Genomic DNA, 14,149 nt, shown 5'->3' on the forward strand with positions numbered 1-14,149 from the left:
GAGAGACATGGCCTTACCGGACGATGCCGCGTTGCGGCGAGGTTTGCGCCAGGAAGGAGAGCATCATCTCCACGTCGGGCGCCGATTCCGGATGTTTCGCACTCAGTTCGGCAATGCGCGCGCGGGCCTGGTCGAGCGTGAGGTCGTCGCGGTACAGCGCCTTGTGCATGGCCTTGACGGCGGAAATACGGTCAGGTGAAAAACCTCGACGCCGCAAACCTTCGAAATTCATGGAGCGCGCCTCGGCGGGCTGGCCCTGTGCCATGACAAAAGGCGGCAAATCGGCGAACAGCAGCGAACACATGGCGGTAAAGCTGTGGGCGCCGATTTTCACGAACTGGTGCGCGACGGTAAAACCGCCCAGGATGACCCAGTCGCCCACGTGCACATGCCCACCCAGCTGGGTGTTGTTGGCAAAAATGGTGTTGTTGCCCACGACGCAATCGTGCGCCAGGTGCACATAGGCCATGAACCAGTTGTCGTCGCCCACGCGCGTCACGCCCGTGTCGCCGGGCGAGCCGATGTTGAAGGTGCAGAACTCGCGAATCGTGTTGCGATCGCCGATAACCAGCTCGCAGGGCTCACCCGCGTATTTTTTGTCCTGCGGGATCGCGCCCAGCGAATTGAACTGGAATATCCGGTTGTCGCGGCCTATGGTGGTGTGGCCTTCGATCACGCAGTGCGCGCCTATGGTCGTGCCCGCGCCGACTTTCACGTGCGGGCCGATGACGGTGTAGGGCCCGACGCTCACCGATTCGTGGAGCTGGGCTTGCGGGTCCACAAGGGCCGTGGCATGGACGCCCGGCGCGTTAGGGGATGCAGTCATGTCGCGCTCGCCTGGATGGTTGCGGCCCGGGTCACGCGATGGTGCGCATGGTGCACATCAGTTCGGCCTCGCAGGCAATGGTGTCGCCGACACGGGTCACGCCCTTGAACTTGAAAATGCCGGCCTTCATGCGGTCCAGCGTGACATCCATGATCAGCTGGTCGCCGGGCTCGACCGGTCGCTTGAAGCGCGCGCCGTCTATGCCGGCAAAGTAATAAACCGTCTTGTCGTCGGGCGTCACACCCAGTGTTTCAAAGGCCAGCAAGGCGGCGGCCTGCGCCATGGCTTCGAGCATCAGCACGCCGGGCATGACCGGGTGGTGAGGGAAGTGCCCCATGAAGAAAGGCTCGTTGATCGTGACGTTCTTGAGCGCCTTGATGCTTTTGCCTTTTTCAATTTCGAGTACGCGGTCCACCAGCAGGATGGGATAGCGATGCGGAAGCTGCTTGAGAATTTGGTGGATATCCATCATGATTTTTCTTCAATGTGTCCTGAGTTCAGAATGGCTTTTTCAGCCAGCCGCAGGCGCTCGCGCAGCGTGTGGAGCTGTTTGAGCGTGGCGGCATTTTTTTCCCAGACAGCATTGTCGTCGATGGGGAAGAGCCCGGTGTAATTTCCGGGCTTGAGAATGGACCTTGTCACGACGGACGCCGCCGAAACGTGAACGTTGTCGGCCAGGCTCAGGTGGCCCAGCACGATGGCGCCGCCGCCCACTGTGCAGTGGGCGCCTATGGTGGCGCTGCCCGCGACACCGGCACAGCCGGCCATGGCGGTGTGCTTGCCGACCCGCACGTTGTGGCCGATCTGGACCAGGTTGTCGAGTTTGACGCCGTCTTCGAGCACCGTGTCCTGCAAGGCGCCGCGGTCTATGCAGGTATTGGCGCCTATCTCCACGTCGTCGCCGATCAGCACACCGCCCAGTTGCTCGATCTTGATCCACTGTCCCTGGTGCAGCGCAAACCCGAAGCCGTCGGCGCCTATCACCGCGCCCGGATGCACGATGCAGCGCGCGCCTATGCGGCAGCCGTCCGCCACGGTGACGCGTGCCGACAGGCGGGTATCCGCCCCGACCTGGGCATGCCGCCCCACTACGCAATGTTCGGCAATGCGCGCGCCCGCACCGATGACGGCGCCCTCCCCTATGCAGGCGAAGGCCCCCACCGATACGCCGCGCGCCAGCGTGGCCGTGGGATCGATAAAGGCACTGGGGTGAATCTGTGGCACGGACGGCGGCGCATGCCGCTGCTTCCAGAACTGGGTCACCAGCGCGAAGGCGTGGTAAGGGTCGTCCACCACGATGCAAGCGCCCCGGCTGAGGGCGGCCTGCCGCGCGGCGGGCGCCACGATGACACAGGCCGCAGCCGACTGCGCGAGCTTGGCGAGGTATTTGGGATGGCTGAGAAAGCTCAGGTCCTGGGGGCCGGCGGCCTCCAGGGTGGAGAGCCGCTCAATCTGCAGGCCGGGATCGCCGATCAATTCGGCATTGACGCCGGCGAGGAATTGGACAATATCGGCAAGACGGAGTGTCACACTGCGCCTGCCGTTTTGGCGATGGTGATCGTGGTGAACACCCCCGCGATCAACGGGCGGCGTTCAGCGCCTTGATCACTTTGTCGGTGATGTCGTGTTTCGGGTTGACGTACACCGACTCCTGAAGGATCAGGTCATATTTTTCGGTTTCAGCCAGGGTTTTCACGACCTTGTTGGCGCGCTCAATCACTTGCTGCAGTTCTTCGTTCTTGCGGGTGTTCAGGTCTTCCTGGAATTCGCGGCGCTTGCGCTGGAAATCCCGGTCCTGGTCCACCAGTTGCTTTTGCCGCGTGTTGCGCTGGCTTTCGGCCAAGGTGGGCGCCTCGCGCTCGAACTTGTCGGACAGCGTCTTAAGCTGCGTTGCGAGGTCGTTCAGCTCTTTCTCACGCTTGCTGAATTCCTGCTCCAGCTTGGTCTGGGCGGCTTTGGCGGAGTTGGCTTCGCGGAAAATCCGGTCCAGATTGACGACACCGACCTTGAACTCCTGTGCGCTTGCCGAGAAACCCGCCAATGCGACGACAAGACCCAAGAAAATTTTGTTTGAAAGATGCTTCATTAGAAAGATGTACCAATTTGGAATTGCAACCGCTCTATTCTATCGCCTGGCTTTTTACGCAGCGGCGTCGCGATGGCGATGCGCAAAGGCCCCAATGGGGAAATCCAGCTGATGCCGATACCGGTGGAGACGCGCAGGTCATTCAGCTTGTATTGTTCTTTTTCCCCGAACACATTGCCAGCGTCGACAAAACCGTACAAACGCAGGGTCCGGTCGTTGCCCGCGCCCGGGAACGGCGCGATCACTTCTGCGTTCAGGGTCAGTTTTTTGGGCCCGCCAATGGCCAGGTCGGAGGTATCGCGCGGACCCAATGAGCCCTGCTCGAAGCCGCGCACCGACCCGAGGCCGCCCGAGTAGTAATTCTTGAACAGCGGATACGGCTGGCCGTTCAGGCCCTTACCCCAGCCAAATTCACCGTTCAGCGCGACGGTGAACTGTTTGTTCAGCGGAATGTACTGCTGGATCTGGTAATTGGCGCGCACGAACTTGATGTCGCCCGCGACACCCCAGTCGCCGTACACGCGCTGGTAGCGGCCGGTGGTAGGAACCAGGGAGCTGTCCCGGCTGTCGCGCGACCATCCAACCGTCAAGGGGATGGAGTCACTTTTGTAACCAAACTGATTGGCATAGGTCTGGTAGCTCGCCGGCAGGTTGGTGCCGGGGACAATGGTCAGCTGCTCGTAGCCGCTGCCGAAATAGACGGTATCGTTCTCGGTGAACGGCACGCCGAAGCGGATGCTGGCGCCGCGGGTTTTCAGGCTGTAATCACCGCCCTGTCCGGAAAGCGGTTTGGAGGTGCGGTCGTAGACGTCGATGGTGCGCGAAATACCATCAGCCGTGAAATAAGGATCGATGGTGCTCAGCACCAATTGGCGATTGGACTTGCTGGTGTTGAGTTCAATCCCCAGGTAGTTGCCCGAACCGAACACGTTTTCCTGCTTGATGCCAAACAGGAGAGACACGCTGTCCGCGCTGGAGTAACCGGCGCCGAGCTGCAGGTTGCCGGTGGGCTTTTCCACCACGGTCATGGTCACATCGACCTGGTCGCTGGTGCCAGGCACCTCTTGCGTGTCGACGTTCACTTCGTTGAAGTATCCCAGGCGGTCCACGCGGTCGCGCGAAAGGCGGATCTTGTCACCGTCGTACCAGGATGACTCGAACTGGCGGAACTCGCGGCGCACGACCTCGTCGCGCGTGCGGTTGTTGCCGGCCACGTTCACGCGCCGCACATAAGCGCGGCGAGACGGATCCGCCTGGATCACAAAGGCCACGCGGTTGTTGCTGCGGTCGATCTCGGGCACTGCCTCGACGCGCGCAAACGCGAATCCGAAAGTGCCGAAGTAGTCGGTGAAGGCCTTGGTGGTTTCCGCAACCTGGTCGGCGTTGTAGGGCTCGCCGGGTTCAATCTTCACCAGGGTCTTGAACTCTTCTTCCTTGTTGAGGTAGTTGCCTTCCAGCTTGACACCCGACACCACAAAACGCTCGCCTTCGCTCACATTGACGGTGATGGCGATGCTTTGCTTGTCCGGGGAAATCGCGACCTGGGTCGACTCGACCTTGAACTCCAGGTAGCCGCGCGACAGGTAGTAGGAGCGCAGCGTCTCGATGTCGGCGTTGAGTTTGGTGCGCGAGTAGCGGTCGGACTTGGTGTACCAGCTGAGCCAGCCTCCGGTGTCCAGGTCGAACAGGCCCAGCAGCGTGGATTCGCTGAACGCCTTGTTGCCCGTGACGTGGATTTCCTTGATTTTGGCCACGTCGCCCTCGACGACGCTGAACGTCAGGTTGACGCGGTTGCGTTCGATCGGCGTGACGGTGGTGATGACCTCGACGCCGTACAGGCTTTTGTTGATGTACTGGCGCTTGAGTTCCTGCTCGGCCTTGTCGGCAAGCGCTTTGTCAAAAGGCTGGCCGTCGGCGATGCCGGCTTCACGAAGAGCCTTCTTCAGCACTTCCTTGTCGAATTCCTTGGTGCCGACGAAATCCACGTCGGCCACGGTGGGACGCTCTTCAACGATCACCACCAGCACGTCGCCGTTGACCTCCAGTCTCACGTCCTTGAACAGCCCCAGGCCGAACAGTGCGCGGATGGCGGTTGAACCCTTGTCGTCGTTGTAAGTCTCGCCGACCCGAAAGGGAAGTGACGCGAAAATGGTCCCGGGCTCCACGCGCTGCAAACCTTCAACCCGAATGTCGCGCACCGTGAAAGGGTCCACCGCCCAGGCGGTGCTGGCTGCAAAAAGACCGGCGGCGATGGCGCAGACTGCACGAACTTTGAAGCGATTTACTTGTTTTTGCATGAAATTTATGGAATTAGCCCAAGAGCCGGGTGACATCGTTAAACAGGGCAACGCACATCATGCCCAGCAGGATCGCAACGCCACCGCGCTGCAACCGGTCCATCCAGGCGTCAGACACGCCTCGGCCAGTGATCCCCTCCCAAAGATAATACATCAGGTGCCCCCCATCCAGAACCGGCAGCGGGAGTAAATTCAGGACGCCCAGGCTCACACTGACCAGGGCCAGGAAGGTCAGGTAATAGCTCAAGCCGAGGCTGGCCGATTTACCCGCATAGTCGGCAATCGTGAGCGGTCCGCTGAGATTTTTGAGGGAAGCCTGGCCCGTCAGCATTTTCCCCATCAGGCGCAGCGTGAGCGCGGACACCTGCCAGGTGCGGACGGCGCCTTGCCACAAACCATCGACAAAGCCGTAGCGAACCGTTACGAGCTCCGCGGGCGCGCCCACATAGGCGTCAATCCGGGGCACCATGGTTCCGTTGACGGGTTTCAGCTCAGGGGTGACCTGCAGTGACAGGGACTGGCCGGCGCGCATGAGCTGCCAGCTTTGCGGCGCGGCGGCCGAGGTGCGTATGAGTTCGCGCAAATGCGGCCCGTCCATGACGGCGGTGTCGCCGACGCGCAGCACCACGTCGCCGGCACGCAGGCCGGATTTTTCGGCAGCGCCGCCGGCCATGACGTCGCCAATCTCGGGACGGGTCCACGGCGCCAGGATGCCGATCCTGCGGAACAACTGGGCGTCGGCCTCGGGAGCGCCCAGCGTGCTGAGCGGCAACAGCACTGTCCGGCCCGCGCTTGCGCCCTCACCGCCCAGTACCAGCGTGAGGTCATGGCCGTCCAGGGCGCCCTGGGTCAGGCGCCAGCGCAGATCTTCAAAGGAGCGGACGTCCTGGAGTTCATCACCGTCAAAGGCGGCCTGCGCCACCAATTCCTGGCCGCGCAGGCCGGCTTTTTCCGCGAGCGAGCCAGCCACGGGGGTGGCCAGGACGGCCTTGGGTTCCTGCAGGCCGCTCCAGTTGAGGATGGCGTACAGCAGCACGGCCAGCAGCAGGTTGGCCGCCGGGCCGGCCGCGACCACGGCCGCCCGGGATTTGAGCGGCTGGGTATTGAAGGCCAGGTGGCGCTCGGCCGGGTCGACGGGCGCCTCGCGCTCGTCCAGCATCTTCACGTAACCGCCCAGGGGCAGCATGCCGATGGAAAATTCCGTGGATTTGTTTTTGAGCTTCCAGGTGTAGATCGGCTTGCCGAAACCGATGGAGAACTTCAGGACCTTGATGCCGCAGGCGACAGCCACGCGGTAATGGCCGTATTCATGCACGGCAATCAGGATGCCCAGCGTCACAACGAAAGAAATCAGGGTCAGCATGTCAAGACTCCAGTTGTCCGGCAATTTGAAGGGCAAGGCGGCGAGCCTGCCCATCCAGACCGAGCAGGCCTTCAACATCACTTACCTCTGAGGGCGCCAGCGCCTCCAAAGTTGCGTGGTTTACATGGTGAATATGGTCAAAACGGATGCGTTTTTCAAGAAAGGCGGCGACTGCCACCTCGTTCGCGGCATTGAGCACGGCGGTGCTGCCGACGGGCCCGTTGAGCACCTCCCAGGCTAGCGGCAAGCCGGGAAAACGCTCGTTGTCCGGCACTTCAAAGGTCATGGTGGCCAGCGACCTGAAATCCAGGGCCTTGGCTCCCGACACCACCCGGTCGGGCCAGGCCAGGCCGTAGGCGATGGGAACGCGCATGTCGGGTGTTCCGAGCTGCGCCACCACCGAGGTGTCGCGGTACTGCACCATGGAGTGGATGATGCTCTGGGGGTGGATCACCACCTCGATCTGTTCCGGCGTCAGGCCGAACAGGTATTTCGCCTCGATGACCTCCAGGGCCTTGTTCATCATGGTGGCCGAGTCAACCGAAATTTTCCGGCCCATCACCCAGTTCGGGTGGGCGCAGGCCTCATCGGGCGTGACGTGGCGCAGGCTGGCGGCGTCCCGGGTGCGAAAGGGCCCGCCGGACGCGGTCAGAATGATTTTTTCGACCCGGTCGCCCCATGTCGTGGCATCCTCGGGCAGGGACTGGAAGATGGCCGAGTGTTCGCTGTCTATGGGCAGCAGCTTGGCGCCGCCGGCGCGCACCGCCTGCATGAAGACCTCGCCGCCCACCACCAGGGCTTCCTTGTTGGCCAGCAGCAGGCGTTTGCCCGCGCGGGCCGCCGCCATGCAGGGCGCCAGCCCGGCCGCGCCCACAATCGCCGCCATGACGGTGTCCACCGACTCATGCGAGGCGATCATTTCGAGCGCATCTGGCGCCCACAGCACCTGCACGGGAAGCTGGTGGGCCTTGACCTTGTCCGCCAGCAGGCGGGCATGCGGCTCACTCGCCATCACGGCGTAGCGCGGCTTGAACTGGACGCATTGCGCCAGCATCAGGTCGGTCTGGGTTGCCGCGCTGAGCGCGAACACTTCAAAACGGTCGGGATGGCGCGCAATCACGTCCAGCGTGTTGACGCCTATGGACCCCGTGGAGCCCAGAACGGTGATGCGCTGCTTGCTGAAGAACGGCATACCGGCCTAAAGGGTGACCAGCATCATCGCCAGGGGCAGCGTGGGCAGCAACGCATCGACACGGTCCAGCACCCCGCCATGGCCGGGCAACAGGCCGCTGGAGTCCTTGACGCCCGCGCTGCGCTTGATCAGGGACTCGACCAGGTCGCCCACCACGCTCATGGCCGCCAGGAAAATGACCGCCAGAAGCATGACCAGCAGGCCGTGGTTCGTTACCAGCCGGCTGTAAAGCGTCGCCTCGCCCCAGAAACCCGTGCTGCCGGCGGCGCCGCCTGCGTAGACCCAGGCGAGCGACAGCGCGACCACACCGGCCATGCCGCCCCAGACGCCCTCCCAGCTCTTGCCCGGACTGATCGAAGGCGCCAGCTTGCCCTTGCTGAAGCGGCCGCCAAAGGTGCGGCCCGCGAAGTAGGCAAAGATATCCGCCACCCAGACCAGCAGCAGCACGGACAGCAGGAAATTGATACCGGCGACACGCGCCTGGGCCACAGCCAGCCAGGCCAGCCACAGCGCGACCAGGCCCGCGACCAGCCGCAGCACCTTGGGAATGCGCGGCCAGCCGGCCACCCCATTGCGCAGCAGCCAGCCACCGGCCAGCACCCACACCGCGCCGCCCGCGGCCCACAGCATGGGCAAAGGTTTTTCCAGCAGGCCGCCGTACCAGGACAGCGCGCAAGCCGCCACGCAGGCAATGCCCAGCCCCGCGGAAACGCCCTGCCCATAGCCGTTGAGGCGGCCCCACTCCCAGGCACCGGCCGCGATCAGCAGCAGCGCCACGGCGCAAAAAGGCTGGGGCGTTTTGTAAAAAAGTGCGGGCAGCAAAATCGCCAGCAGGATAATCGCCGTGATCACACGCTGTTTAAGCATCAAGCCGCCTTTGCATTGTCGTTGTTGACCTGGCCGCTGACCTGCGCGGAGGTCTGGCCAAAACGCCGTTCGCGGGTGCGAAAAACGGCAATCGCCTCGTCCAGCGCGGCCTCGTCGAACTCGGGCCACAGCTTGTCGGAAAAATGCAGTTCCGAATAGGCGGCCTGCCACAGCAGGAAGTTGCTGATGCGCAGTTCGCCGCCGGTGCGGATCAGCAGATCCGGGTCTTGCACATGCGCCATCGCCATGGCCCGGTCCAATGACAGCTCGGTGATGGCCTCGCCGCGGCTGGCCAGCTTCTGCGCGGCCTGGGCGATATCCCATCGCCCGCCGTAGTTGAAACACACATTGAAGACCAGCCGGCTGTTGGCCGAGGTGTCGCGCTCGGCCTTGGCCAACCCGGCCTGCACCTTGTCGGACAGGCGCTGGCGATCACCCACGAAGTGCAGTTGCACGCCGTTCTCGTTCAGGCTGGGCACTTCCTTGGCCAGCGACAAGGCCAGCAGTTCCATCAGGCCGGACACCTCTTCGGACGGCCGGTTCCAGTTTTCCGAGGAGAACGCAAACACCGTCAGCACGCCGATGCCGCGCTCCAGGCAGGCGCGCACGCAACGGCTCAGCGAATCAACGCCTTGCTTGTGGCCCGCGATGCGGGGCAGAAACCGTTTGGTCGCCCAGCGGCCATTGCCGTCCATGACGATGGCAATGTGGCGCGGGACCGGGTTAGTGCTGGTGGCCATGGACGATTCAGGCCGGACGCTGAAGCGTCAAACCGCCATGATGTCTTGTTCCTTGCCGGCGACCAGTTTGTCGACTTCGGCAATGAAACGGTCGGTGAACTTCTGGATGTCTTCCTGCGAACGGCGCTCCTCGTCCTCCGACGCCAGTTTGTCCTTGACCAGCTTCTTGATGCCGTCGTTGGCATCGCGGCGCAGGTTGCGGATGGCGACCTTGGCGTGTTCACCTTCGCCGCGCACGACCTTGGTGAGCTCCTTGCGGCGCTCTTCGGTCATCGCCGGCATCGGAACGCGGATCAAATCGCCCTGCGCCGCCGGGTTGAGCCCCAGGTCGGAATCGCGGATAGCTTTTTCGATCTTGGCACCCATGCCTTTTTCCCACGGGGAGACGCTGATGGTGCGCGCATCAAGCAAGGACACGTTGGCCACCTGGCTGATGGGCACCATGGAACCGTAGTAATCCACGTGCACGGTGTCGAGCAGGCCGGGGTTGGCGCGGCCGGTGCGGATCTTGGTGAGGCCGTTCTTGAACGAGTCGATGGACTGCAGCATTTTTTGCTCTGCCAGCTGCTTGACTTCAACAATGCTCATGGTCGAATCTCCGGATTTTTATAGCGAAAAAAAGCAAGCCAAAGAAGGATCAGACGTGAACCAGCGTTCCCTCGTCTTCGCCCTGCACCACCCGCTTGAGCGCGCCGTGCTTGAAAATGCTGAACACCTTGATGGGAAGCTTCTGGTCGCGGCACAGCGCAAAGGCGGTGGCATCCATGACCTCGAGATTTTTGCCCATGGCCTCATCAAAGGTGATGTTGGTGTAGCGCGCGGCCTTCGGGTCCTTCTTGGGGTCCGCAGTGTACACACCGTCGACCTTGGTGGCCTTGAGCACGATCTCGGCGCCGATCTCGGCGCCGCGCAACGCGGCCGCCGTGTCGGTGGTGAAAAACGGATTGCCGGTGCCGGCCGCGAAGATGACGACCTTGCCCTCTTCGAGGTACTGCAGGGCCTTGGGGCGGACGTAGGGCTCGACCACACGCTCGATGCCGATGGCCGACATCACGCGGGCGATCAGGCCGGCCTTGTCCATGGTGTCGCCCAAAGCCAGGGCGTTCATCACGGTGGCCAGCATGCCCATGTAGTCGGCGGTGGCGCGGTCCATGCCGACCGAACCGCCGGCCACGCCGCGAAAGATGTTGCCGCCGCCTATCACCACCGCCACCTCGACACCCATGCGGGTGACTTCGGCGATCTCCTCAACCATGCGCACGATGGTGGCACGGTTGATACCGAAAGCGTCGTCGCCCATCAGGGCCTCACCTGACAGTTTTAACAAGATTCGCTTGTAGGCTGGCATGTGAGGAGCTTTCTGTGGTTAAAGTGAATTGGAGTTTAGCGGCCTTCCGGCTAGGCTGAATGCTTAAGCTGCCTTGGCGGCTGCGACCTGGGCCGCGACTTCCGCGGCGAAGTCGTCGACCTTTTTCTCGATGCCTTCGCCCACCACATACAGCGTGAAGGACTTGATCGTGGTCGCTTTTTCCTTGAGCATCTGCTCGACGGTCTGCTTGTCGTTCTTGACGAAAGTCTGGTTGTACAGGCTGACTTCCTTCAGGTACTTTTGCACGCCGCCTTCGATACGCTTTGCAACAATTTCGGCGGACTGCACGGGCTTGCCTTCGGCCTGGGCCTTGGCGGCATCTTCAGCGGCCTTGGCGGCGGCCACCGAGCGCTCTTTGGCGACCAGCTCAGCAGGGACTTCAGCGCTGGACAGCGACACGGGCTTCATCGCGGCCACATGCATGGCGACGTCCTTGGCGGCGGCCTCGTCGCCTTCAAACTCCACCACCACGCCAATGCGCGTGCCGTGCAGGTAAGAAGCCAGCTTGCTGCCGCTGAAACGCTTGAAGCGGCGCACGCTCATGTTTTCGCCGATCTTGCCGATCAGGCCCTTGCGCACGTCTTCGACCGTGGGGCCGAAACCGTCCAGCGACAGGGGCATTGCGCCCACGGCTTCCACGTCGGCCGGGTTGTTCTTGACGATGCCTTCGACCACGGCTTTGGTGAAAGCCAGGAAGCTGTCGTTCTTGGTCACGAAGTCGGTTTCGCAATTGATTTCAACCAGCGCTCCCACATCGCCTTCGCGGTGCGCGGCCACAACACCTTCCGCGGTGACGCGGGAGGCGGCCTTGCCGGCCTTGCTGCCGAGCTTGACGCGCAGGATTTCTTCCGCTTTTTCAAAGTTGCCTTCCGCCTCGGTCAGCGCCTTCTTGCACTCCATCATCGGGGCGTCGGTTTTGGCGCGCAGTTCAGCGACCATGCTTGCAGTAATTGCCATTTTGATTCTCCGTTTTGTCGTGTTCACAAGGATGGGCCGACAGGGCCCGCCCCTTCTTGATGCTTAAGTTGTGAAAAAGGGGCTACGCGAGCCCCTTTTTCGCGTCTGGCGCAGAGCCGAAAACTATCAGGCGGCTGCGTTGTCCACTTCCACGAACTCGTCCGAGCTCTCAGCCGACACGGCCTTGACGACGTCGTTCACGGCGTTGGCACGGCCTTCCAGGATCGCGTCGGCGATACCGCGGGCGTACAGCGCCACAGCCTTGGAGGAGTCATCGTTGCCGGGGATCACGTAATCGATGCCGATAGGCGAGTGGTTGGAATCCACCACACCGATCAGGGGGATGCCGAGCTTCTTGGCTTCCAGGATCGCGATTTTGTGGAAACCCACGTCGATCACGAAAATGGCGTCCGGCAGTGCGTTCATGTCCTGAATGCCGCCGATGTCTTTTTCCAGCTTTTCGATTTCACGCTTGAAGGTCAGCTGTTCTTTTTTGCTGATGGAGTCGAGGCCGGCTTCCTGCTGGGCCTTCATCTCTTTCAGGCGCTTGATCGAGGTCTTGACCGTCTTGAAGTTGGTCAGCATGCCGCCCAGCCAGCGCTGATCAACGTAAGGAACGCCGGCGCGCTTGGCTTCGGTCGCGACGATTTCGCGGGCCTGGCGCTTGGTGCCCACCATCAGGATGGTGCCGCGGTTGGCGGACAGCTGCTTGGCGAACTTCATCGCCTCCTGGTACATCGGCAGCGATTTTTCCAGGTTGATGATGTGAATGCGGTTGCGATGGCCGAAGATGTACGGAGCCATCTTGGGGTCCCAGAAACGGGTTTGGTGTCCGAAATGAACGCCTGCTTCCAGCATTTCGCGCATAGTGGTCGACATAAAAATACTCCAAAAGGTTGTGTCTAAAATCAGCGCTTATCGCCCCGAGGCTCTCTTTTTGAGATTCCCGGGACAACACCTTGGTGTGGCTGATTTGCGATTTGCATTGCAAACAACAGAATCGTCATTCGCAAAGCCTGTCGAGTATAACATCCTCCCGCACTCCTTTCCCGCACCTTCCCCATCCCCATGAGCCAGACTCCCTTCCCAGGCGACCTCCATGCCGTCCGCCAGGCACTCCAGGCGGGCCATGTGCAAGCCGCGGACATCCTGGCGCAGGCCGCCCAGGCTGCACAAAGCGAGGCTTGCCGGCATGTTTTCATGCCTGGCTCGCTGGCAAATCCGCCCGAAACGCCGAAAACCGCCCCGTCCGGCGATGCCTGGCCTGCGGTTGCGGGAATTCCGGTGTCCATCAAGGACCTGTTCGACGTGGCGGGCCAGGTCACCGCCGCCGGGTCCAAAGTGCTGGCGCAGTCCGCTCCGGCCCAGGCCGACTGCCCCGCGGTGGCGCGCCTGCGGGCCGCCGGTGCGGCACTGGTGGGCCGCACCAACATGGTCGAATTTGCTTTTTCGGGCGTGGGCATCAACCCGCACTACGGAACGCCCGCCAACCCGGCCGATCCGGCCACGCCTCGCATCCCGGGCGGCTCGTCGTCAGGCGCGGCGGTGTCGGTGGCCACGGGCGCGGCCCTGGTTGGGCTGGGCTCGGACACAGGAGGCTCGATCCGAATTCCCGCGGCCTTGTGCGGCATCGTCGGTTTCAAGAGCACGGCCCGCCTGGTACCAACCGCCGGCGCCCTGCCGCTGTCCACCAGCCTGGACACCGTGAGCGCCCTGACGCGCTCGGTGCGCGATGCAGTCACAGTGCACGAGGTGCTGGCGGCACGCCAGGTGAGGCTGGCCGGCAAACCGCTGTCCGCCTGCCGCCTGGCCGTGGCCCGCACGCAGATGCAGGATGCGTTGAGCCGCACGGTGGCCCAGGCGTTTGAGCGCAGCCTGCAGGTCTTGCGCCGGGCCGGCGCCCATATCGAGGAGATCATGCTGGAGGAAATCTCCGAACTGGGGGCCATCAACGCCACCGGCGGCCTGTCTGCGGCGGAAAGTTACGCCTGGCACCGCAGCCTGATCGCCGAACACCAGGCCAGCTACGATCCGCGTGTCGCGCAGCGCATCCTGCGTGGCGCCAGCATGAGCGCGGCCGACTACATCGACCTGGTGGCAGCCCGCAAGGCCTGGATCACCCGCATGGAAACCCGCCTGGACGGCTTTGATGCCGTGCTGTCGCCCACCGTGCCTCTCGTCGCGCCGCCGATTGCCGGCCTGCTCAACGACGACACCGAGTTTTTCAGGGTCAACGGTCTTTTGCTGCGCAACACGTCCGTGGTTAACATGCTCGACGGCTGTGCGATTTCCCTGCCCTGCCACACGCCCGGCCAGTTGCCCGTGGGCCTGATGCTGTGGCATGCGGCGCTGCATGATGACGATGTACTGGACCTGGCCATGCAGGTGGAAGCCGCCCTGGCCCTGTCGCTGCAGCAATAATCGCCGCGGACCCATCCAGTTCGGGCCAGCG

14 protein-coding genes are annotated in these 14,149 nt (G+C 62.7%); 1 reads left to right on the plus strand and 13 read right to left on the minus strand.

Annotated elements, in window-relative coordinates; all coding sequences use genetic code 11:
• Positions 1–13: 13 nt before the first annotated feature.
• The 13 genes from lpxA to rpsB form a co-directional block, all read right to left on the minus strand.
• Complete coding sequence (lpxA, locus tag AC1D0O_RS03630) at positions 14–826, minus strand: acyl-ACP--UDP-N-acetylglucosamine O-acyltransferase (protein ID WP_477652179.1); 813 nt, start codon at positions 824–826, stop codon at positions 14–16.
• Between the two features lie 31 nt (positions 827–857).
• Entirely contained in the window at positions 858–1,298 is a 441-nt protein-coding gene (fabZ, locus tag AC1D0O_RS03635) for a 3-hydroxyacyl-ACP dehydratase FabZ (RefSeq protein ID WP_122956731.1), read from the minus strand.
• Positions 1,295–2,356 carry a UDP-3-O-(3-hydroxymyristoyl)glucosamine N-acyltransferase gene (lpxD, locus tag AC1D0O_RS03640; protein WP_477652180.1) on the minus strand — a complete coding sequence of 354 codons (1,062 nt, stop codon included), beginning with the start codon at positions 2,354–2,356 and terminating at the stop codon, positions 1,295–1,297. The genes fabZ and lpxD overlap by 4 nt, the downstream gene beginning before the upstream one ends.
• A 49-nt stretch (positions 2,357–2,405) precedes the next feature.
• Positions 2,406–2,912 carry an OmpH/Skp family outer membrane protein gene (locus tag AC1D0O_RS03645; protein ID WP_477652181.1) on the minus strand — a complete coding sequence of 169 codons (507 nt, stop codon included), beginning with the start codon at positions 2,910–2,912 and terminating at the stop codon, positions 2,406–2,408.
• Entirely contained in the window at positions 2,912–5,209 is a 2,298-nt protein-coding gene (gene bamA / locus AC1D0O_RS03650; RefSeq protein WP_477652182.1) for an outer membrane protein assembly factor BamA, read from the minus strand. The genes AC1D0O_RS03645 and bamA overlap by 1 nt, the downstream gene beginning before the upstream one ends.
• Before the next feature lie 13 nt (positions 5,210–5,222).
• On the minus strand, positions 5,223–6,572 hold the full coding sequence (gene rseP, locus AC1D0O_RS03655) for an RIP metalloprotease RseP (RefSeq protein WP_477652183.1): 1,350 nt from the start codon (positions 6,570–6,572) through the stop codon (positions 5,223–5,225).
• A 1-nt stretch (position 6,573) separates the two neighbouring features.
• Positions 6,574–7,764: a 1-deoxy-D-xylulose-5-phosphate reductoisomerase gene (gene ispC, locus AC1D0O_RS03660; RefSeq protein WP_477652184.1), complete on the minus strand. Its 1,191-nt coding sequence runs from the start codon at positions 7,762–7,764 to the stop codon at positions 6,574–6,576.
• A 6-nt stretch (positions 7,765–7,770) separates the two neighbouring features.
• Positions 7,771–8,631 (minus strand): phosphatidate cytidylyltransferase, encoded by an 861-nt coding sequence (locus tag AC1D0O_RS03665; RefSeq protein WP_477652185.1) that lies wholly within the window; start codon positions 8,629–8,631, stop codon positions 7,771–7,773.
• Positions 8,631–9,371, minus strand: coding sequence for a polyprenyl diphosphate synthase (gene uppS, locus AC1D0O_RS03670; protein ID WP_477652186.1), 741 nt, complete (start codon positions 9,369–9,371; stop codon positions 8,631–8,633). The genes AC1D0O_RS03665 and uppS overlap by 1 nt, the downstream gene beginning before the upstream one ends.
• A gap of 27 nt (positions 9,372–9,398) precedes the next feature.
• Positions 9,399–9,959, minus strand: a complete 561-nt coding sequence (gene frr / locus AC1D0O_RS03675; protein WP_477652187.1) for a ribosome recycling factor — start codon at positions 9,957–9,959, stop codon at positions 9,399–9,401.
• Positions 9,960–10,008: 49 nt separating this feature from the next.
• A complete protein-coding gene (gene pyrH, locus AC1D0O_RS03680) occupies positions 10,009–10,719 on the minus strand; it encodes a UMP kinase (protein ID WP_477652188.1) in 711 nt (236 codons plus the stop codon).
• Between the two features lie 63 nt (positions 10,720–10,782).
• The gene (gene tsf, locus AC1D0O_RS03685) at positions 10,783–11,697 is read right to left on the minus strand and encodes a translation elongation factor Ts (protein WP_477652189.1); all 915 of its coding nucleotides are present in this window, start codon (positions 11,695–11,697) and stop codon (positions 10,783–10,785) included.
• Positions 11,698–11,823: 126 nt separating this feature from the next.
• Positions 11,824–12,576: a 30S ribosomal protein S2 gene (gene rpsB / locus AC1D0O_RS03690; RefSeq protein WP_007866397.1), complete on the minus strand. Its 753-nt coding sequence runs from the start codon at positions 12,574–12,576 to the stop codon at positions 11,824–11,826.
• A gap of 189 nt (positions 12,577–12,765) precedes the next feature.
• On the opposite strand from rpsB, the gene AC1D0O_RS03695 reads away from it, so the two are divergent.
• Positions 12,766–14,118, plus strand: a complete 1,353-nt coding sequence (locus AC1D0O_RS03695; RefSeq protein WP_477652190.1) for an amidase — start codon at positions 12,766–12,768, stop codon at positions 14,116–14,118.
• Positions 14,119–14,149 lie beyond the last annotated feature (31 nt).

Source organism: Polaromonas sp. P1_F2 (assembly GCF_056405735.1).

What these genes read in the sequence shown, in the direction of transcription:
- AC1D0O_RS03665 (WP_477652185.1), bottom strand. Translation starts at nt 8,631, where the DNA reads ATGCTTAAACAGCGTGTGATCACGGCGATTATCCTGCTGGCGATTTTG.
- frr (WP_477652187.1), bottom strand. Translation starts at nt 9,959, where the DNA reads ATGAGCATTGTTGAAGTCAAGCAGCTGGCAGAGCAAAAAATGCTGCAG.
- rpsB (WP_007866397.1), bottom strand. Translation starts at nt 12,576, where the DNA reads ATGTCGACCACTATGCGCGAAATGCTGGAAGCAGGCGTTCATTTCGGA.
- uppS (WP_477652186.1), bottom strand. Translation starts at nt 9,371, where the DNA reads ATGGCCACCAGCACTAACCCGGTCCCGCGCCACATTGCCATCGTCATG.
- pyrH (WP_477652188.1), bottom strand. Translation starts at nt 10,719, where the DNA reads ATGCCAGCCTACAAGCGAATCTTGTTAAAACTGTCAGGTGAGGCCCTG.
- bamA (WP_477652182.1), bottom strand. Translation starts at nt 5,209, where the DNA reads ATGCAAAAACAAGTAAATCGCTTCAAAGTTCGTGCAGTCTGCGCCATC.
- AC1D0O_RS03695 (WP_477652190.1), top strand. Translation starts at nt 12,766, where the DNA reads ATGAGCCAGACTCCCTTCCCAGGCGACCTCCATGCCGTCCGCCAGGCA.
- fabZ (WP_122956731.1), bottom strand. Translation starts at nt 1,298, where the DNA reads ATGATGGATATCCACCAAATTCTCAAGCAGCTTCCGCATCGCTATCCC.
- AC1D0O_RS03645 (WP_477652181.1), bottom strand. Translation starts at nt 2,912, where the DNA reads ATGAAGCATCTTTCAAACAAAATTTTCTTGGGTCTTGTCGTCGCATTG.
- ispC (WP_477652184.1), bottom strand. Translation starts at nt 7,764, where the DNA reads ATGCCGTTCTTCAGCAAGCAGCGCATCACCGTTCTGGGCTCCACGGGG.
- tsf (WP_477652189.1), bottom strand. Translation starts at nt 11,697, where the DNA reads ATGGCAATTACTGCAAGCATGGTCGCTGAACTGCGCGCCAAAACCGAC.
- lpxA (WP_477652179.1), bottom strand. Translation starts at nt 826, where the DNA reads ATGACTGCATCCCCTAACGCGCCGGGCGTCCATGCCACGGCCCTTGTG.
- rseP (WP_477652183.1), bottom strand. Translation starts at nt 6,572, where the DNA reads ATGCTGACCCTGATTTCTTTCGTTGTGACGCTGGGCATCCTGATTGCC.